Here is a 20,416-nt window from a genome sequence, read left to right on the forward strand (position 1 = left end):
ATACATTTCAATTTTCGAGTTTCAATATAGTAAAATAATGTCATTTCGAATAAGCGATTTTATGAGCGACTGAGAAATCTTAAGGTTGTGAGTTACTTTTATTAATGAGATTTCTCCTTGCAGTCGAAATGACAGTAAGTGTTTTCCCTCTGGTCGCAATGACGAGAGATAAAAAATGTCAAAAAAGTGTAAAAGAAATGTCAACTCTCGTCTAAAGCAATTGAAAAGTAGGATATTTGTAAATAGTATGAGTAAGAGCTTTAATTTAATAATATCCAAAATAGGGTTAACCCTATTTGCTGTAATAATTTTGTTTACTTCGTGTACGACCAACGAAAATTTTTTACAACGTGTAAAAGTTTCACTTCGAAATGTAGGACACCAGTTATTGCTGAGTAATGCAGATACTACCTCATTAGTTTTACCTGTACAGCAATTGAGTGAATCAACCTTTAAGCTAAGTTTTCAAAACAATTTGAAGATTGAACCAGATGGTTTGGTAGCTTTAGTTAATAGGAGTTTTAAAAAGTCAAGTTTTCCATCAAATTACATTCTAGAGGTTAAAAATTGTGATGATGAGGAAGTAGTGTATAGCTACGAAATGCAGAAAAAAGAAGAAAAAGCAATCATCCCTTGTAAAGGAAGGGCGTTGCCTACCAATTGTTATTTTATAGAAGTTCAATTTCTTAAAATAAGCAGGTCAAATAATAATCAGTTTATTTTTTATGGATTACTGGTTTTAATAGCTGTACTTGTAGGTTTTGTGTTTCAAAAAAAGAGGAAAAATAAAACGGCGACAACTAATAACCTAACGAATGTAGTAAACTTAGGGATTTTTGAGTTTTACCCAGAGCAAAACAAGTTAGTAAAACAAGCTGTAGAAATTAGTTTATCTAAAAAAGAATGTGAGTTGTTAGAAATTCTTATCAGTAAACCTAACGAAATTATAAAACGTGAAGAGTTAACTAAAAGAGTTTGGGAAGATAATGGTGTAGTAGTCGGAAGAAGTTTAGATACATATATCTCTAAACTTCGTAAAAAGTTAAAAGATGATACATCCATAAAAATAACCAATATTCACGGAGTAGGATATAAACTAGAAATAGATTAAAGGCTTATTTTTGCGTTGATAACTTTTTAAAATGCTGTTTCAACTAGAAATTCCCATACCAGAGAATGAACAAATTCATTTGCCTATTTTAAAAACAAAAGGAATTGAACTTTTTGTAAAAAGGGAAGACACTATCCACCCATTTGTTTCAGGAAATAAATTCAGAAAACTGAAGTACAATATTGAAGAAGCAAAACGACAAGGAAAAGAAACCTTGTTAACCTTTGGAGGTGCCTATTCTAATCATATTGCAGCTACTGCTGCTGCAGGAAAAATAGCAGGATTCAAAACCATTGGAATTATCAGAGGAGATGAGCTAGGTAAAGACTTAGTTAAGACGCTTTCTCAAAATGGAACTTTAAGAAATGCATACGAGAATGGTATGCAGTTTAAGTTTATTACAAGAGAAACCTACCGAAACAAAACTTCTGAAGAATTCATCAATGAGTTAAAAAATGAGTTTGGTGATTTTTATTTGGTTCCAGAAGGAGGAACGAATGCATTAGCGGTACAAGGCTGTGAAGAGATTTTAACAAATGAAGATGAAAAATTCGATTATATTTGTTGTGCAGTAGGTACTGGCGGAACAATTTCAGGATTGATAAATTCAGCTAAAAAACATCAAAAAATAATAGGGTTCCCTGCGTTGAAAGGTGATTTTTTAGTAGATGAAATCAAACCTTTTATACTCAAGAATGAGTATTGGAGTTTGCAAAATGAGTATCATTTTGGAGGCTACGGAAAATATACAGAGGAGTTAATCCGTTTTATAAATGAATTTAAAGAGCAAACAGGTGTTTTGCTAGATCCTATTTATACAGGTAAAATGTTATTTGGAATATTAGATTTAGTGGCAAAGGACACATTTCTGAAAAACAGTAAAATACTGGCAATTCATACAGGAGGTTTACAAGGAATAGCAGGAGTAAATCAAAAATTAAAGAATAAAAATCAAGAGTTAATAAAGGTTTAATGAGAATAAAGGTAGTTTTTTTAGCAGTTTGTGCTGTAATATTGACAAGTTGTGGATCAGGTAAGAATGTAGTAAAAAGTACACCAAATGAAGTGGTTTTAGAACCTAGAGAAGAAAAAGCGCCTGAGTTACCACAGTTAGAACAAATACAAAAACCAATATCAACTACTACAAATCATACGGAAGCATATATTCAAAAATTTGCACCAATTGCGGTTAAGAAAATGCACGAACATGGTATTCCAGCTAGTATCACCTTAGCACAAGGGGTATTAGAATCAGGAAGTGGTAGAAGTGCATTAGCTCTTAGATCAAACAATCATTTTGGAATCAAATGTCATAGAGGTTGGCAAGGGCATAGTGTAACTCACGATGATGATGAAAAAGGAGAATGTTTTAGAAAATATAAATATCCAGAAACATCGTATGAAGATCACTCTCAGTTTTTATTAACTCGTAAAAGGTATGCAAGCTTATTCAGGTTGAGACATACAGATTACAAAGGTTGGGCTTATGGGTTAAAAAGAGCAGGATATGCAACGGACAGAAAATATCCTCAAAAATTAATATCTATTATTAGAAAGTACAATCTAGATAAATACGATAGAGTAAGACGAGATGGTTCTCTAGCAGCAAAAACACCAACTTATAAAACAAGTTCTCATAAAGTTCAAAAAGGAGATACGTTGTATTCTATATCCAGACGATATAATATTTCGGTACAACGATTAAAAGAAGTAAATGGGCTAAGTGACAATAACATTAGTATTGGTCAAGATTTGCTAGTAAAATAAACGAAATGTCATTTCGAACTGTAATGTAACGGAAGTGAGAAATCTGAAGGGCTTTGATTCTGTTTATTAAAAATATTTACTGTTTCTTTGAATGAGATTCCTCTCGTTGGTAGGAATGACGACGTAAAAAAGCGGAGTAAAACTCCGCTTCAACTTAACCAAACCCCAATCAAAACTACCAAGAGTAATTTTTCTTTTTTGCTTGTTTTTTAATGGCTTTAATCATAACACTTTCTAATTCATTTTTTTTAGAATTTTCGCGTTGTTTTTTTGCTACATAAGACTTTCTTTTTTTATTTAACTCTTGAATTTTTTGCTGAATTTCAGCACGCTCTTTACGTTTCTTTTCAACATACACTTTAATTTCTTTGGCAGATTTATTTTGTAACTGTTTAGGAAGTTGTTTCTTTTTTAAAGAGCTATAATCAATTTCTTTTTCCTCTGTAGCATCCACCAAATCCCATTCTGCATTTTTATATAATTTAGAACTTTTAGTTACAGCACGTTTAACTACTACAGCTTCATCTAAACTTTCAGCATTCATATCTTGTTTTGCTTGATTACTATATTTAGAATACCCATAAGAACCATAGTGAATGTAGGTGTCATTTAAACGTTTGTTTAAAATAATAATATCGTTATCGTATGGAGTTACAATATGTACAATATGTTTGTTTTGATTAATAGTCATATAATCACCACCTCCATAAATAGCTCCGTCTTGCCATCTTCCAGTAATACCTTGGTTATAATCACCACAAAAAATAGTATTTATGGTAATATCTTTTTCTTTAGCATTTGTAATAGCATCTCTGTAATTAATTTTTCCTTGAGTAAAAGGTTCATTTCCTGCAATAAAAATCATTTTTAAATCACGTTTGTTAGCTCCCCAATCTAATTCGTCTAGCGACGTTTGTATTACTTGACCACAATATTCACTACCACCATTAGTACTCAAAGAAAAAAGATGCTCAGAAATCTCATCTAAATCACTAGTAAACTGTAAAACTTGTCGGATATAACCTTCTCTAGAAGATAAACTTGAGTTTCCGTATTCGTACAAAGCTATTTCTAAGTTAGGAGTGGTACCATTACATTTGGCGTACGATAGTTCGTTTACAATTTCCCATAATTGTGCTTTTGCCTGATTGATAAGTCCATCCATACTATTACTTGTATCTAGTAATAATGCAACTTTAACGGTTTGTTTTTTTACTTTTCTTGTACGTTGATTTTCATTAGCAAACGTAGTTGCTGTTAGTAGTACTAAGCAAAAGAAAAATACTTTGAATGCGTGCGTTTTCATAATTTTTGTTTTTAGTTATTAATTGGGTGAAAAGTTTGATTGGTGTTAATTCCTATTCAAAACTACCTCCAACTTTTTTCTTAAAAAATCAAGAATGAGTAAACGCACTATTTTGTTTAGGGAAATGATAAGTTAAATGAGTAACACCTATTTTTTGACTGTTTTTTGAAGTGTTCTGGTGTAGTAGCCGTTTTTTTGTATGGGTTTAAGTGAGTATGTTTACACAAATAAAAAATTAATAAGTATGAAAAAAGAAGTGATTTTAATATTCCTTTTTTTAGGAATTATATGTGCAAGTTGTAAGTCGAATACCAAAAATGAAGCTAATGAAATAACTGTTTTAGATAAAACTAAGAAAGAGATTAAAGTTGATACTTCTTTAATTAAAATAGCTGATTTACCATTTCATATTGATAGCACATTGTATTTCATTCATCCAATAGGATATGTGAAAAGTAATAAGGATAATGGTTACTTCTTAAAATCTTCAAGTAGTGAAGGAGTTTATCATTTGACTAATTCCTATGAAAATGAGCTTAATGGAATGATGGCAAATCTAAAGTTTCAAAAAATGGGTTCAGATGTATTAACCTCTTTAACAAGAGAGAATATTAAAATTTCTTCTGTAGAGTTTTTAAGAACTATTTTTGATAAAACAAAACAGCAAATTCTTTTATATAAAGTTATTGATGCTGATACAAATGATGATAAAAAGTTAGATTTTAAGGATGATACTAGTTTGTATATTAGTAAAATTAATGGTTCTGGATTTAAGAAGATTTCACTACCAAATCAAAAGCTGTTAAACACACAATTAATGGAGGTTAATAATAGACTATATTTTAAAACAACCGAAAGCTTAAAAACAAAAGAAGATAAACTAGAAATACATTATTTTTATGTTGATTTTAATACTGAAAGCTTTAAGGCTGTTGAATACTATCCTGTAAATGATTAAAAAAATATACATATTATTATTTCTTTTTCTGTCTTTGGGAGTCTTTTCCCAAGAAGATAAAAAACTATCAAAAGAATTTTTAGTAAAAGTTCAAGTGGTGAGTAAGGAAAGAAATCACCCCATTAAAGATGCGAGAGTAGAAGTAAACGGACGAACTTTCCGGTTTTCTGAAATAACGGGAAACTATACTGTAAAAGCAACAGCAGGAAGCCAATTGGAAGTGTCACATCCTAATTTTAATCGTGTTTTTTATACTATTAAAGATGATGAAGATATAAAGGTGGAAGTTGAAGGTTTTACATCCAAAAGAAAATCAAAACTAAGTTCTTATAGTAAAAGAAAGCAAGTAGGTTTATACTCACAATATTTAGATTCAGTTGAATTTTATAAGAAGAAAGATATTGATAAAAGTTTGTCTTTTGTTGAAAAAACGTTATTAACAAACCCTAATAAAAACCAAAGAGCAAATGTATTCAAAGAATTAGCAGATGTATACTTTTATTGGAAACAGTACGATTTAGCGGTTGAAAATTATCAAATTTCTTTACAAGAAGTGAATTCGCCCAGAATTCGTCTGAAATTGGCTAAAGCAGCATTTTTATCTGAAGATTATAGCAGTAGTGAACAGAACTATTTGCAAAGTTTACAAAGCGGAGTGTTAAATAATTACTTGAGTTTAACTGCATATCAAGGGTTAGGAGACGTGTATTTAGTTCAAAAAAACTATAACAAGGCTAAAGCAAACTATGAAAAAGCATTAGCAATTGCGAAAAAGAACTTAATCACTCCTAAAATAACAGATTTAAATTCTAAACTAGCAGAAGTTTTTGCAGCTCAAGGAAACACACAAAAAGCTGATGGATATTTTAAGAATTCTTTAAAATTAGCATCTGAAGAAAATAAGAAGCGTTCGTTAAAGGAACAGCAAAAAGTAGCCGATTTTTATAACAAGTCTCAACGATATGACGAAGAAATTCAATTACGAAAAGAGAGCTTAAAAGAAGCAGATGATATAGTTATTGAGGCTGAAAATAATGAATCATTAGTTGATTCAATTACCTCACAAAAAATCAACTATAAAATTGGTAACGCCTACATGCAAAAATCTGAATATGAAGAAGCAATTCCATATTTAAAAAAGAGTATTGCAGATGCAGATAAAAACAAAGACTTAATCATTCAAAAAGATGCAACCAAGCGCTTATCAGAAGTATATGCAACGGTAGGAGACTATACAGAAGCATTAAAAACCTATCAAGATTATGTAACGCTGGTAGATACGTTGTATTCGAGAAAAGAACAGGAAATTCAGCAGGTAAAACGTTTTAGTAAGCGAATTTCAGACAATCAAAACAGGATAGCGAGTTTAGAAAAAGATAAAAAATTAGCAGATAGTAAAATCAGTTTAGCATATAAAGATCAGCAATTGGTTCAGGAGAGTAACAAGCGACAAAAATGGATTATTTATTCACTAATAGGAGGTTTTTTATTGATGATTCTGTTAGTGTATTTTATGTTTAGAACCAACAAGCAACAAAAATTAGCAAACAATTTATTGGCATTAAAATCGATGCGTTCACAAATGAATCCGCATTTTATTTTCAATGCATTAAACTCAGTAAATAGTTTTATAGCGGTAAATGATGAACGAAGTGCAAATCGATATTTATCAGAATTTTCAGTATTAATGCGTTCGGTATTAGAAAATTCAGATGAAGATTTCATACCATTGACTAAAGAAATTGAGTTGTTAGAATTGTACGTTAAATTAGAACATAACCGTTTTAAGGATAAGTTCGACTACAACATCCATATTGAAGAAAGTATACCGCTGGAGCAATACTCTATTCCACCAATGTTACTACAACCGTATATAGAAAATGCTATTTGGCATGGGCTTCGATATAAAAAAGAAAAAGGAAAACTTCAAATTTCGATGCTTCCTAAAAATAATGAGTCTATCACAATTTTGATAGAAGATGATGGAATAGGAAGGGAGAAATCAATAGAAATGAAGACGAAAAATCAACTTAAACAGAAATCAAAAGGAATGAGTACTATTAAAAATAGAATTGCCATTCTGAACGATATGTATCAAGATAAAATATCTGTGATGGTTTCTAATGTTTATGAGGACGGAAGTGGGACTAAGGTTGAATTGACACTAAAAAAAGACGAAAATTAGCAATGAAAATAAAAGCAATTATAGTTGAAGACGAGAAAATAAGTAGAGATATTCTACGAAATTATATAGCTAAATACTGTCCTAATGTTGAATTGTTAGGAGAAGCAAGCAATATCGGAGAAGCACAAAGATTAATTGAAAAACACGAATTAGACTTGGTGTTTTTAGATGTAGAAATGCCTTTTGGTAATGCTTTTGATTTGTTAGAAAAAGTAGAAAATAAAACTTTTGAAGTAGTTTTTGTAACAGCTTACGATCATTACGCCATTGAAGCATTAAATAATCAAGCAACTTATTATTTGTTAAAGCCAATTTCAATAGATGAGCTAATTAAGGCAGTAAGTATTGTAACGGAAATTAAAGAAAAAGAAAATGAGTTAGAAACTGCTGTGTTAATGCCAAAAGCCATACATCAAGTAAATGGAAAGATAACCATTCCGCAGCAAGATGGGTTTGAAGTAGTAGCAGTAAATGAAATTTTATTTTGTAAAGCAGATGATAACTATACTGAAATATATTTTGAGAACTCTAAAAAATTAGTGAGTAAAACACTAAAATATTTTGAAGAAGCCTTAAAAAATAACTCTTTTGTGAGGGTGCACAAATCGTTTTTAGTGAATATAAACGAAATTTCAAAATATAAAAAAGGAAAAGGAGGAAGCGTAATATTGTCAAACGGAAAAGAGATTATGGTTTCCGCATCTAAAAAAGCAAATTTATTATCATATTTTAAATAAAACTATGCCAATTATAAAATCAGTAAGAGGAAAACACCCACAAATTCCAGAAGATTGTTACATCGCAGAAAACGCAACTATTGTAGGTGATGTACAAATGGGAAAAGAGTGTAGTGTATGGTTCAATGCAGTAATTCGTGGAGATGTACATTATATAAAAATGGGAGATAAAGTAAATGTACAAGACGGAGCAGTAATACATGCAACCTATCAAAAATCACCAACTACTATCGGAAATAATGTTTCCATTGGTCACAATGCTTTAGTACATGGATGTACTATTCATGACAATGTGTTGGTAGGTATGGGTAGTATTATTATGGATGATTGTATAGTAGAATCTAATTCTATAATTGCAGCAGGAGCAGTTGTAACTAAAAATACGCATATTGAAAGTGGGAGCATTTATGCGGGAGTACCAGCAAAAAAAGTAAAAGATATTTCTAAAGAACTTATTTCAGGAGAAATTGACAGGATTGCTAATAATTATGTTAAATATTCAGGTTGGTTTAAAGAGTAATAGAAAAGTAAAAAGCCCGGTTCTGTTTCCAAAACCGAGCTTTTTTTTCAATCAAAAACTAATTTATTAAGAGGTTTAGCTTATTTTTCCTCTTGATGTTTTTTATGGTGTTCTCCTTTTTTAAACTTTTTATGAGTACCTTTCTTTTTATGTCTTTTCATTTTTCTTGCAGTCATTTTCTCATAACGTTCATATTGTTGCTCGTTTAAAATACGTTTCATTTCAGTTTTATGAGCAATTTGCTTATCTAACATTTTACTTTTCATAGCATAACGTTCATCAGCTGTAGCCTTTTTACCGCTTTGTTTCATGGCCTTTCTCTTAGCCCACATTTTTTGTTTTTCAGCAACTTGTTTTGCTATTAAAGGCTTAATTTGCTTTTGTTGAGCTTCAGTTAAATCAAGTTGTAGTGTCATTTTTTTTACAGCTAGTTCTGTTTTTTGCTCAGTACTTAACTCCTCATGTTTTGTCTTATCGCTCTTTTGTGCTTGAGTAGTAACAGTAAAACCTACTGCTAAAATCAAGATTGTTAGTAATTTCTTCATGTTATTAAATTTTAAGGTTCTTTAATTATTTACGCTTCTAAGACCATTCCAGATTAAAAAAGTTTAAATTTGAAATCGTTTTTAACACTTTTTTAATTTTTTATGAAGTCATTTTTTAGAATTGTTTTAAGGTTTTTACTACTAGCTGTAGGATTGTTTGCAATCTTTTTTTTCTGGGCATCGTCCCCAACAATGGATGAAGCAGAATATGCCAAAGTTATTACACACGACTACACTAATACGACTGATAATGATTCAATCTACAGCATAGTAACTTATAATATTGGTTATTTAAGCGGAATGACAAATAACAGAGCAATAGCAAAACCTAAAGAATTATTTGATTCAAACTTAAAAAAGGTGCTTACAGAGGTTAAAAAAGTGAATCCAGATATTATTGCTCTTCAAGAAGTCGATTATAATGCAGCAAGATCTTATGAAGTAAACCAAGAAGAAAAATTAGCAGAATTAGGTTATAATTATGTGGCAAGAGGTGTAAATTGGGATGAACACTATGTGCCGTTTCCATATTGGCCACCAAGCATGCATTTTGGTAAAATAGTTTCAGGTCAATCAATTTTGAGTAAATACGAGCTAAATGATTATAAACGCATAGTTTTAGAGCGAGTAGCTGACAACCCATTTTATAGAGATGCGTTGTATTTAGATAGATTGGTACAAGTGGTAAAAGTTACTTTAGGAGGAAAAGAAGTAGTTGTTATAAATCTACACTTAGAAGCTTTTGATAAAACAACACGAGTACGTCAATTTGAATATGTATTGAATCTTTTTAATAAGTATAAAAAAGAATATCCAACCATTTTGTTAGGAGACTTTAATTCAAAAGCAAGAGAAAAAGAGGCTATTGTTAGAAAAATGTTTGCAATGGATGGAGTAGGAAATGCAGCCTTTTTTGTTGAAAACCCTGAAAATACATTTGACACAAAAAATCCAGTAGAACGTATTGATTATATTTTTTTTACGGAAAATTCTATAGAATATATAGATGGAACTGTATTAAAAGAGTTCGGACAAGCATCAGATCATTTGCCAGTAGAAATGAAATTTAAGTTAAAATAACTATAGAAACTCACTAGTCTATAGAATCGCATAGCTTTAAAAACTAAAAACCCGAACAAATTTGTTCGGGTTTTTATCGTGGTGCCTCCAGGAATCGAACCAGGGACACAAGGATTTTCAGTCCTTTGCTCTACCAACTGAGCTAAGGCACCAGTCATAGCTTAAAAAGTAACATCTTTAAAATAAAACTCGCAACATGCGCTACGAGTTTTATTGTGGTGCCTCCAGGAATCGAACCAGGGACACAAGGATTTTCAGTCCTTTGCTCTACCAACTGAGCTAAGGCACCAGTTGCTACTTTCGTTAAGCGGATGCAAATATACAATCGTTTTTTAATTATACAAAGTAAAAACTTTAAAAAAATGTGACGTAAATTTACAAGCTCTAAGAAATGAAATATGTACCTAATTATTGATGTAGGCAATACAAGAGTTAAAGTAGCTGTTTTTGAAATAGATACTGTTAAAGAAATATTTGTTTTTGAAAAGAAAAATATAATTACAGAGTTAGAAAAAATTATTTCAAAATTTTCAATTTCAAATAGTATTATATCTTCAGTAGCTAATTTAACAGAAGAAGAAAAACAAAAAATAGCAGAACTTTTGAATCCAGTTTTTTTGGATTCAAACACAAAAGTTCCATTTAAAAATTTATATAAAACGCCAAAAACATTAGGAGTTGATAGAATTGCATTAGCATCAGCAGCAATAAATACATTTCCAAATAAAAATGTATTAGTGTTAGATGCAGGTACATGCATAACCTACGATTTTATTACAAAAGAAGGAGCGTACTTAGGAGGTGCTATTTCGCTAGGAATGGCTATGAGATATAAAGCACTACATACTTTTACTTCTAAATTACCGTTACTAGAAACAAGTGAAATAGAAAACTTTATTGGAGTTGATACAAATAGTTCAATTCATTCAGGAGTAATCAATGGAGTTTCTAATGAAATAGACGGAATTATAGCACAATATCAAAAAAAATACCCAGATTTAACAGTAGTTTTAACAGGAGGGGATACATATTTTTTGTCAAAACAATTAAAAAGTGTCATATTTGCCCATCCAAATTTTGTTTTGGAGGGGTTACATACTATTTTGATACACAATTTAGCGAATGATTAAGAGATTTATATTAGGAGTTTTTGTACTAACTACGTCGGCAATATTAGCACAAAGAAACAGTGCTTCACCATATTCTTATTTTGGTATTGGTGAAAATTTTGAGGCAGTAACAGTAGAACAAGCTTCTATGGGAGGTATTGGTGTTGCAATGAAAGATTATCATCACCTAAATTTTACAAACCCAGCGTCAAATGCTGATTTAAGGGCTGCAACCTATGCAATAGGAGGTAGCTTAACTTTTTTAACTGTTAAGGAACAAGATGCTTCTCAAACAGGAAACTCAACAAGTTTAAGATATATTTCATTAGGGTTTCCTATTGGAAAAAAAGCAGGATTATCTGTCGGTTTACAACCTTTTTCATCTGTTGGGTATTCTTTGTTAGATGATGCAAACGCCGATGACGTTACTTTATTTACAGGAGAAGGAGGAGCTAACAAGATATATGCAAGTTTTGGTATGTATGCATACAAAGGCTTGTCTGTAGGAGCAGAAGCAAGTTTTATTTTTGGAAACATAGAAAATAGCGTTTTAAATCAGAGAGCCAATGTAGCTTTAGCAACTAAACATGAAGAATCTTTTAATATTAGAGGTGGGCAGTTTAAGTTAGGGTTACAATATAAAACAGAATTAAAAAATAAATTACAACTATCTACAGGAGCATCATTCACAATGACTACAGATTTATCTGCAAGAGGGTCAGAGAAGATGTACTCATTATCATTTAGTAACTCTGGACAAGAGATTCCAAGAGACGAATTATTTAATAGACCTTTAGACGGAAATATAAATGTACCTTTAAAAAGTGCTTATGGTTTTGGTCTAGGAAAAGAAAATAAATGGTATGTAGGAGTTAACCAAGAATTCCAAAGTGCTTTAGGAAGTAATAGTGTTTTTATAGCTAATGGATCATCACATAAATACGATGACTCAAGTAAGTTTGCAATAGGAGGGTATTATATTCCAAAAATTAATTCAATATCAAGTTATTGGGATAGAGTAACCTATAGAGCTGGTTTACGTTTTGAAGACACTGGTTTATTAGTGAAAACTACTGATAATTTTACTTCTGTAAAAAACTTTGGCATAAATGTTGGATTAGGATTGCCATTGCCGAGACAATTATCAAACGTAAATGTTGGATTTGAGTACGGGCAAAGAGGAACGACTAACAATAACTTAATAAAAGAAAACTACTTCAATGTAAGATTAAGTTTATCTTTGAATAGTATTAATTGGTTCCAAAAAAAACGAATAGATTAACAAAAACTGAGAACGATGAAAAAAATTACGTATTTACTAACAGGATTATTTTTGTTTGTAGCCGTAAATGGAGCGAAAGCGCAAGCAAGCCAAGAATGTCATATCAAGTATAACCTTTTTAAAGGAGATGCTACAACAAAGAAATATGCCCAAGCAAAACCTAATTTAGAGTATTTATTAGATAATTGTGCTTCATTATCTATTAATATCTACAAATATGGTGCTAAAGTTGCTGAAAACTTGAAAGATCCTGTTTTAGCCAAGAAAGTATATGAAACAAGGTTAGCTAATTTCCCAGATAAAGACCCTGCTAAAGCACATAGTGATTATGCAGATTTTTTAATAGAAAACAAATTAGCGTCAGATGATGAAGTTTTTGAAATCTTAAAGAAGGCTTACGATATCTCTCCAAAAGATATGGGAGTAAAAAATATCTTTTTATATTTCCAAATGATATCGGATAAATATCAAGACTCTAATCCTCAAAAAGTTTTTGATACTTATGATGATGTAATGGAATCTGTAGAAGAAAAATTAGAAGACTACAGTAAGAAGATTGCAAAATTACAAGAGAAAGATTCTGTAGGAACAATTACTTCTAGAGAGAAAAGAAACTTAAGAGCTTATACGATTAACTCAGGGTTGTTAGGTAAAGTTGAAGGAGGTTTAGATGCAAAAATCTCTAAGATAGCAACATGTGAAAGATTAATACCTATTTACTCTAGAGACTTCGAAGAAAATAAAACTGATGGTGTTTGGTTAAAAAGAGCAGTATCAAGAATGTATAATAAAGAATGTCAAACAGACCCTTTATTTGAGAAGTTAGCAAATGAGTATGCTAAGGTAACTCAGTCAGCAGATGCATATAACTTCTTAGCAGGAGTTTTAGCTAAAAATGGAGATAACGCTGGTGCTGCTAAAATGAGAAAGAAAGCGTTTGACTTGGAAACTGATCCATTTAAAAAAGCTAAGTATAAGTTAAGAGAAGCTCAAAGTGCTGGAGGAAGTAGAGCTAGAGCTTTAGCTTACGAAGCATTAAAGTACAACCCTAATATGGGTAAAGCATACTTATTCATTGCAAGTTTATACCAAAGAAGTGCTAACTCTTGTGGTAGTGATGAGTTTGAAAAAAGAATGGTGTATGTAGCAGCTTTAAATAAGGCTTTAAAAGCTAAAAAAGTTGATCCAGGATGTGGAGCTGGAAGATATATTTCTAGTTACAAAAAGAATGTACCATCTAAAAAGTTAATTTTCCAAAAAGGTATGTCTTCAGGAGCTAGTTATAGAGTTGGATGTTGGATTGGAGAAACTGTTCGTGTACCTTAATAGAAGTTAATGCTTAAAAGAGCAAAACATATATACAATAGCATTGCTACCATTTGTTTGGTGGCAATGTTTTTTTCTTGTACCAATTCAAAAAAAGAGGTGCGAGATTTTCTTGCTGATAAAAATTTACCAGTAGGTTCAGCAGTAAATATCTATCATGTCCATAAAGATTCAGGAAGAATAAGTTCAAAAACAAAAGCACCTGTTTTTTATGATTACTCTAATAGAAAAGAACACCCATATAGTGAGTTTCCTAAAGGAATTGAAATTGTAACAATTGATAAAACAGGGACAGACTCAACAACAATTTCAGGAAACTATGCTTTAACCTACAACAAAACAAAAGTATCTGAAATAAGAGGAAATGTGGTTATTACGAATCATACGAATCAAACAAAACTAGAAACTAATCAATTATTCTGGGATCAAAACGAACACTACTTTTTTACAGAAGATGGTTTTCGATTTACAACTCCAGAATCTGAAATTAATGGCTTTGGGTTTGAGTCGAGCGAAGATTTGAGTAAGTGGATAGCTAAAGATATTACAGGAGATATAGAAACAACACAAAAAGATATATAATGAACGCACTTTGGAAATATTTACAATACGGATACTTAATTATAGGAGTAATCTTTTTTGTTGAAGGAGTTTTGAAATGGAATTCTGATAGACAAGAAGCGTTTATTATGTTTGGATTTGCTATCTTTATCATATTAATTTTCTTCTTTAAACGACATTTTAGAAGAAAAGTAGAAAAAAGAAACAAAGAACGTTAATGCAACCCGAACTCTTAATTATTCTTACTTCTATTTTATTTTCAGCCTTTTTTTCTGGTATGGAAATAGCTTTTATTTCAGCAAATAAACTTCACATAGAGTTAGAGAAAAAAGGGGATGGAATACTTTCTAAAATTCTAACCAAGTTAACTGAAAAATCTTCAAAGTTTATTACCACTATGCTAGTAGGTAATAATGTAGCTTTAGTAATTTATAGTTACTTCATGGGAGAGCTGTTGATGGGATGGTTCCAATCCTTTTTACCTTCAGACTATACAGTTGTAAATTATGTATTATCTGATATAAGCTTACTAACACAAACACTTATTTCAACAGTAATTATCTTGGTAACAGCTGAGTTTTTGCCTAAGGCTATCTTTAGAATTTATGCAAATGAAATGCTTAAGTTTTTTGCTATACCTGCTTATGTTTTTTATGTTGTTTTTTATGGAGTTACATGGGTAATTACTAAAATTTCAGATTTTTTCTTGCATGTTTTTTTCCGTACAAAAGAAGATGAAATTCAAACCGAATTTAGTAAAGAGGAGCTTGGAAACTATATTTCAGAACAATTAGATGCAGGAAATGATGAAGAACAGGTAGACTCTGAAATTCAAATATTCCAAAATGCTTTAGAGTTTCACAAGGTAAAATCTCGTGAAATTATGGTGCCTAGAACTGAAATTGTAGCGGTTGATTTACACGAGACAGTAAGTAATCTAAAAAAAATATTCATAACAACAGGTTTATCAAAAATTTTGGTTTATAAAAACTCGTTAGATGATATTTTAGGTTATGTAAATGCTTTTGAGCTTTTTAAGAAACCACGAACTATTAAGGCAATTTTGTTACCAGTAGAGTTTGTGCCAGAATCTATGATTATTAACGATGTACTTAATAATTTAATAAAAAAACGTAAAAGTATAGCCGTTGTAGTTGATGAATATGGTGGTACTTCAGGTATTATTACTGTTGAAGATATTGTTGAGGAATTATTTGGTGAAATTGAAGATGAACACGATACACAACAATTATTAGAAGAAAGAATCAGTGAAAATGAGTTTAATTTTTCAGCTCGTTTAGAAGTTGACTACCTTAATGAAGAGTATAACCTAGGCATTCCAAAGGAAGAAGCCTATGAAACAATTGGAGGTTTTATTTTAAACCATACTGAAACAATACCACTACAAGATGAGGTTTTACATATAGAAAACTTTCAAATTAAAATCTTAAAAGTAAGTGCAACCAAGATTGATGACATTTATTTTAAAGTAACTGGTAAAGAAGATTAATTTTCCTCCTTTTGCCTAGAACTCCCTCAAAAACAGCGTAAAAAAACATTGCATTATTTAATGTGAAATTGTATTTTCGCACACTGTTAATAAAATAAATTACGTATGGCAATTTTATCGAAAATTAGAGAACGCTCAATGTTCTTAATTCTTGTAATTGGTTTAGCACTTTTTGCTTTTGTATTAGACCCTTCTACAATATCAGACTTTTTTAGCGCAAGCAAAGTAAACGAAATAGGGCAAGTTGATGGCGAAGCCATTTCTCGTCAAGAGTTTGCTGAAGCTCTAGATGCTTACAAAGCACAAACAGGAAATAACATGTCTGAGATGCAGGCTGCAAAAGCAGTATGGAATAACTTAATCCGTCAAAAAATATACAAAAAGCAATTAGAAGAAGCAGGAATCACAGTTGGGGATGCAGATATCTTAAATGCCTTATACGAAACTCCAGTAATTCAAAACGACGCTAGATTCCAAACTTCAGGGATTTTCGATAAAAATAAGTTAAAAGAGCACTTAGCTACCATTAAAGAAGAAAATGGACAAGAATGGGGTGCTTGGCAAAAATATATGGCTTCTATAAAAAGCAACATAGAAAAAACAACATACGATAACTTAGTTGCTGCTGGCTTAGGAGCTTCTTTAAAAGAGGGAGAATCTAAGTATTTCACTGAAAATACAAAAGTATCAGGTAAGTATGTATATGTACCATATACTACAATTGCAGATAGTTTAGTAACTTTAAAGAAAAGTGATGTTCAAAATTATATAAACCAGCATCAAGACGCTTTTAAAGTAGAAGCTTCAAGAGATATTAACTTTGTAAAGTTTAATATAGAGCCTACTACAGAAGATGAAGAAGCTATTAAAGCTAACGTAGCAAAATTAATTGATGATTCAGTAATAAACAATACTCCTGTAAAAGGATTAAAAAATACTACAAACTATAGTGAGTTTTTAGAAGAAAACGAATCTGATTTAAGATTAGATAATAACTACAAGTTTAAAATTCAAGTACCTCAAGGAATTGCCGAAGAAGTTTTCAACGGTAAAGAAGGAGATGTTTTTGGACCATATAAAGATGCAGGATTCTTTAAATTATCTAAAATTACAGAAGTAAAACAATTACCAGATTCTGCACAAGCAAGTCATATTTTAATTCCTTTTGTTGGTTCTGCAAGTGCTGATGCAACAGTTGTTCAAACTGAAGAAGAAGCTAAGAAGACTGCTGATAGTTTATTAGCTGTTGTTAAAGCTGATAAATCTAAGTTTGCAGATTTAGCTAAAGAAATGTCATCAGATCAAGGTTCTGCAGAAAAAGGTGGATTCTATGATTGGTTTGCTTATAACAGAATGGTACCATCATTTAGAGACTTTGTTTTTGAAGGAAAAGAAGGTGATATGGGAGTTGTAAAATCTCAATTCGGATTTCACGTAATTAAAATAGATGGTCAAAAGAACTTCCAACCAGTAGTAAAGTTAGCTACTTTTGGACGTAAGATAGAAGCTTCAGAAGAAACAGAAAATGCAGTATTCCAAAATGCAGAAACATTAGCTTTAGAGTTAGCAAATGGAAAAGATTTTGAAGAAGCTATAAAAGAAAAAAACTTAACTTCTTTACCAGCGGTAGGATTAAAGTCTTTAGATGAAAACGTACCAGGTGTAGGTCGTGAAAGACAAATCATTACTTGGGCATTTGAAAAAGAAGTAAACGAAGGAGACTTTAAACGTTTTGATGTAGAAGGTGGATATGTAGTAGCTGTATTAACTGCAAAAACTGAAAAAGGATTAATGCCAGTAGATAAAGCAACTGCAAGTGTACGTCCTATCTTAACAAACGAGCGTAAAGCAAAAATGATTGAAGATAAAATTAGTGGTTCAACATTAGATGAAATCGCTAAATCAGTAAGTCAAACAGTTAGAACTGCTACAGATGTAAACTTACAATCACCAACAATTTCAGGTGTAGGTTTCGAACCAAAAGTAGTAGGAGCAATGATTAACGCTAAAGAGAACGAAGTAGTTAAAAATGTAGTAGGAGATAAAGGTGTGTTTGCTTTTGTTGTTGAAAAGAAAGAATTACCAACAGCATTACCAAACTACGATACGTACAGAAAGCGTATTGCTAACGAAAGACAGAATAAAACCTTCCAAATGTATGAGGCGGTTAAAAAAGCGTCTGATATTGAAGATAACATGAGTTCTTTCTACGGAATTCAATAAGAAATAACGTCATACAAATAAAAATCCCGAACTATTTAGTTCGGGATTTTTTATTTAATTGTTGTCTATAAATCTTTCTAAGTCCTTAATTATTGGTGGTGGAGGAAGTATTTCTATTCTTCTGTTTACAAATATATTTAACTTAAGAGAGTCAGATGATTCTTGTTGAATTTCATTAAAAACTTCGGATACTTTTATGATTAAGTTTTCTAATTCATCTATTTCACAAGTTAAAGAAATGATAAGTTTTTCTGGAGAGTCTGAATAGTCATAATCTTTGCCAAAATTTGAAAAGTCTTTTTTAAGAACACTTTTTAAATTTTTGATAGGGTAGTTTTTTTCTTTTCTCAAACTATCTTTTGAAATACTTAAAATATTTTTAAGCTTAATAAATATAGGATAACATTTACCAAAAGTTGTTGATACAAGAACGTTATATCTTTTTTTATTACTATCAATTTTTAAATAAGCTCTTTTTTCGTCATAGTTTAAATTCTCAAGACTATCGACTAATTGGCTAAAATCATTAAATCCATCCAGATCTATATATTGATAATTTTTACTTAATGAGAAATCGGAGGGATTGGGATAATAAAATTCTTTTTCTAAATCTTTTCTGTGAGTTTTACAAGAAGCTAGATTAAATAAGAGAAATACAGAAAATATAAGGTTTATTCTTTTTTGCATTTAAGGTTGTATTTATCAATAACTAAACTAATTTAATTAAAACAAAAAAGCAACCTCAAACGAGATTGCTTTTTTAAGTATATTTTAAAGCTTTTTATTAAGCATTTAATGGTTTACCATCCCAAGCTGCTTTAGCTGCTTCTTTTACAGCTTCAGAGTATGTTGGGTGTCCATGACAAATACGAGCTAAATCTTCCGCAGAAGCTCTGTATTCCATCGCTACAGCTGCTTCCATAATTAAGTCAGCTACACGAGCACCTACCATATGAACTCCTAATACTTCATCTGTATTTTTATCAGCCAATACTTTTACAAATCCATCAGTATCTCCACTTGCACGAGAACGTCCTAATGCACGCATAGAGAATTTTCCAGACTTGTAATCAACACCAGCATCTTTTAATTCTTGTTCAGTTTTACCAACAGCCGCTACTTCTGGCCAAGTGTAAACAATACCAGGAATTAAGTTATAGTCGATGTGAGGTTTTTGTCCAGCTAAATATTCAGCTACAACCACACCTTCTTCTTCTGCTTTGTGTGCTAACATAGCTCCACGAACTACATCACCAATAGCATATATGTTAGAAACGTTCGTTTGTAAATGATCATTTACTTCAACCATTCCTCTTTCAGTAACTTTAACCCCCGCTTTTTCTAAAGCTAATCCTTCAGTATACGGACGACGACCTACTGAAACTAAACAGTAATCACCAGTAAAAGTAACCTCTTCACCTTTTTTATTAGTAGCTTTTACCACAACTTCGTCACCATTTCTTTCAACAGAAGTTACACCGTGGCTAGCATTAATTTTCATACCTTGTTTCTTTAAAACCTTAGTAAGTTCTTTAGAAACATCTTTATCCATAGTAGGCGTAATTGTTGGAGCATACTCGATAACAGTTACGTCAGCACCTAAACGCTTATAAACTGAACCTAACTCTAAACCAATAACACCACCACCTATAACTAATAAGTGCTTAGGAACTTCAGGAAGTTTTAACGCTTCAGTAGAAGTTATTACACGCTCTTTATCAATAGTAATAAAAGGTAAAGAAGATGGTTTAGAACCAGTAGCTATTATAATGTTAGTACCTTCAATTTCTTCTTCAGTACCATCATTTTTAGTGATTTTTACGTGAGTAGCATCTTCAAAAGAACCTAAACCTTCGTAAACCTCAATATTGTTTTTATCCATTAAATATTTGATACCTCCAGTAGTAGTTTCTACTACATTTGCTTTACGAGCTACCATTTTTCCGAAGTCAAAAGAAGGCTTCTCAACAGAGATACCATGCTCTTCGAAATGATTTACTGCATCATAGTAATGGTGCGAAGAATCTAATAAAGCTTTTGAAGGAATACATCCAACATTTAAACAAGTTCCACCTAAAGTTGAGTACTTTTCGATAATAGCAACTTTAGAACCTAATTGAGCGGCTCTGATAGCAGCAATGTACCCTCCTGGACCAGAACCAATAACGATTAAATCGTATTTCATGAGTTGTGTTT

At 31.2% G+C, this 20,416-nt stretch carries 19 protein-coding genes and 2 tRNA genes; 15 read left to right on the plus strand and 6 right to left on the minus strand.

Features of this window, described 5'->3' with window-relative positions; all coding sequences use genetic code 11:
* Positions 1–247: 247 nt before the first annotated feature.
* From LCI24_RS03450 to LCI24_RS03460, 3 genes are read left to right on the plus strand one after another with little or no spacing between them, the layout of a single operon-like run.
* Positions 248–1,111 carry a winged helix-turn-helix domain-containing protein gene (locus LCI24_RS03450; protein WP_274639184.1) on the plus strand — a complete coding sequence of 288 codons (864 nt, stop codon included), beginning with the start codon at positions 248–250 and terminating at the stop codon, positions 1,109–1,111.
* A 31-nt stretch (positions 1,112–1,142) separates the two neighbouring features.
* Positions 1,143–2,084 carry a 1-aminocyclopropane-1-carboxylate deaminase/D-cysteine desulfhydrase gene (locus tag LCI24_RS03455; RefSeq protein ID WP_274639185.1) on the plus strand — a complete coding sequence of 314 codons (942 nt, stop codon included), beginning with the start codon at positions 1,143–1,145 and terminating at the stop codon, positions 2,082–2,084.
* Positions 2,084–2,878 carry a glucosaminidase domain-containing protein gene (locus tag LCI24_RS03460; RefSeq protein WP_274639186.1) on the plus strand — a complete coding sequence of 265 codons (795 nt, stop codon included), beginning with the start codon at positions 2,084–2,086 and terminating at the stop codon, positions 2,876–2,878. The genes LCI24_RS03455 and LCI24_RS03460 overlap by 1 nt, the downstream gene beginning before the upstream one ends.
* A gap of 175 nt (positions 2,879–3,053) precedes the next feature.
* Here LCI24_RS03460 and LCI24_RS03465 read toward each other — a convergent pair whose 3' ends face one another.
* Positions 3,054–4,184 (minus strand): vWA domain-containing protein, encoded by a 1,131-nt coding sequence (locus LCI24_RS03465; protein WP_274639187.1) that lies wholly within the window; start codon positions 4,182–4,184, stop codon positions 3,054–3,056.
* Between the two features lie 244 nt (positions 4,185–4,428).
* Here LCI24_RS03465 and LCI24_RS03470 point away from each other — a divergent pair, with 244 nt between their 5' ends.
* The 4 genes from LCI24_RS03470 to LCI24_RS03485 are packed head-to-tail and all read left to right on the plus strand — an operon-like array spanning position 4,429 to position 8,584.
* A complete protein-coding gene (locus tag LCI24_RS03470; RefSeq protein ID WP_274639188.1) occupies positions 4,429–5,142 on the plus strand; it encodes a hypothetical protein in 714 nt (237 codons plus the stop codon).
* Complete coding sequence (locus LCI24_RS03475; protein WP_274639189.1) at positions 5,135–7,327, plus strand: tetratricopeptide repeat-containing sensor histidine kinase; 2,193 nt, start codon at positions 5,135–5,137, stop codon at positions 7,325–7,327. Before LCI24_RS03470 ends, LCI24_RS03475 begins: the two co-directional genes overlap by 8 nt.
* Before the next feature lie 2 nt (positions 7,328–7,329).
* Positions 7,330–8,064: a LytR/AlgR family response regulator transcription factor gene (locus tag LCI24_RS03480; protein ID WP_274639190.1), complete on the plus strand. Its 735-nt coding sequence runs from the start codon at positions 7,330–7,332 to the stop codon at positions 8,062–8,064.
* 4 nt (positions 8,065–8,068) lie between these two features.
* Positions 8,069–8,584: a gamma carbonic anhydrase family protein gene (locus LCI24_RS03485; protein WP_274639191.1), complete on the plus strand. Its 516-nt coding sequence runs from the start codon at positions 8,069–8,071 to the stop codon at positions 8,582–8,584.
* 80 nt (positions 8,585–8,664) lie between these two features.
* Here LCI24_RS03485 and LCI24_RS03490 read toward each other — a convergent pair whose 3' ends face one another.
* Positions 8,665–9,129, minus strand: a complete 465-nt coding sequence (locus LCI24_RS03490) for a Spy/CpxP family protein refolding chaperone (protein ID WP_274639192.1) — start codon at positions 9,127–9,129, stop codon at positions 8,665–8,667.
* 102 nt (positions 9,130–9,231) lie between these two features.
* Here LCI24_RS03490 and LCI24_RS03495 point away from each other — a divergent pair, with 102 nt between their 5' ends.
* Complete coding sequence (locus LCI24_RS03495; protein WP_274639193.1) at positions 9,232–10,209, plus strand: endonuclease/exonuclease/phosphatase family protein; 978 nt, start codon at positions 9,232–9,234, stop codon at positions 10,207–10,209.
* Positions 10,210–10,288: 79 nt separating this feature from the next.
* Here LCI24_RS03495 and LCI24_RS03500 read toward each other — a convergent pair.
* Together LCI24_RS03500 and LCI24_RS03505 are read right to left on the minus strand one after the other, a co-directional pair.
* Positions 10,289–10,361: transfer RNA gene (locus LCI24_RS03500), tRNA-Phe, on the minus strand.
* A 64-nt stretch (positions 10,362–10,425) separates the two neighbouring features.
* Positions 10,426–10,498, minus strand: a tRNA-Phe gene (locus tag LCI24_RS03505).
* Positions 10,499–10,607: 109 nt separating this feature from the next.
* On the opposite strand from LCI24_RS03505, the gene LCI24_RS03510 reads away from it, so the two are divergent.
* From LCI24_RS03510 to LCI24_RS03540, 7 genes are all read left to right on the plus strand, one after another.
* Positions 10,608–11,339, plus strand: coding sequence for a type III pantothenate kinase (locus LCI24_RS03510; protein WP_274639194.1), 732 nt, complete (start codon positions 10,608–10,610; stop codon positions 11,337–11,339).
* Positions 11,332–12,600, plus strand: coding sequence for a BamG family beta-barrel-assembly machinery protein (bamG, locus tag LCI24_RS03515; protein WP_274639195.1), 1,269 nt, complete (start codon positions 11,332–11,334; stop codon positions 12,598–12,600). The genes LCI24_RS03510 and bamG overlap by 8 nt, the downstream gene beginning before the upstream one ends.
* A 15-nt stretch (positions 12,601–12,615) precedes the next feature.
* Positions 12,616–13,926: a tetratricopeptide repeat protein gene (locus LCI24_RS03520; RefSeq protein WP_274639196.1), complete on the plus strand. Its 1,311-nt coding sequence runs from the start codon at positions 12,616–12,618 to the stop codon at positions 13,924–13,926.
* Between the two features lie 9 nt (positions 13,927–13,935).
* A complete protein-coding gene (gene lptC / locus LCI24_RS03525; protein WP_274639197.1) occupies positions 13,936–14,508 on the plus strand; it encodes an LPS export ABC transporter periplasmic protein LptC in 573 nt (190 codons plus the stop codon).
* Positions 14,508–14,705, plus strand: coding sequence for a hypothetical protein (locus tag LCI24_RS03530; RefSeq protein ID WP_274639198.1), 198 nt, complete (start codon positions 14,508–14,510; stop codon positions 14,703–14,705). The genes lptC and LCI24_RS03530 overlap by 1 nt, the downstream gene beginning before the upstream one ends.
* Positions 14,705–15,997 carry a hemolysin family protein gene (locus tag LCI24_RS03535; RefSeq protein WP_274639199.1) on the plus strand — a complete coding sequence of 431 codons (1,293 nt, stop codon included), beginning with the start codon at positions 14,705–14,707 and terminating at the stop codon, positions 15,995–15,997. The genes LCI24_RS03530 and LCI24_RS03535 overlap by 1 nt, the downstream gene beginning before the upstream one ends.
* A 105-nt stretch (positions 15,998–16,102) precedes the next feature.
* Positions 16,103–18,220 carry a peptidylprolyl isomerase gene (locus tag LCI24_RS03540; protein WP_274639200.1) on the plus strand — a complete coding sequence of 706 codons (2,118 nt, stop codon included), beginning with the start codon at positions 16,103–16,105 and terminating at the stop codon, positions 18,218–18,220.
* A 54-nt stretch (positions 18,221–18,274) separates the two neighbouring features.
* On the opposite strand, the gene LCI24_RS03545 is transcribed toward LCI24_RS03540, so the two are convergent.
* Together LCI24_RS03545 and lpdA are read right to left on the minus strand one after the other, a co-directional pair.
* Positions 18,275–18,907 carry a hypothetical protein gene (locus LCI24_RS03545; protein WP_274639201.1) on the minus strand — a complete coding sequence of 211 codons (633 nt, stop codon included), beginning with the start codon at positions 18,905–18,907 and terminating at the stop codon, positions 18,275–18,277.
* A gap of 97 nt (positions 18,908–19,004) precedes the next feature.
* Entirely contained in the window at positions 19,005–20,405 is a 1,401-nt protein-coding gene (gene lpdA, locus LCI24_RS03550) for a dihydrolipoyl dehydrogenase (RefSeq protein ID WP_274639202.1), read from the minus strand.
* Positions 20,406–20,416 lie beyond the last annotated feature (11 nt).

Origin of the sequence: Tenacibaculum larymnensis (genome assembly GCF_028829235.1) — a bacterium.
Classification (GTDB): Bacteria; Bacteroidota; Bacteroidia; order Flavobacteriales; family Flavobacteriaceae; genus Polaribacter; species Polaribacter larymnensis.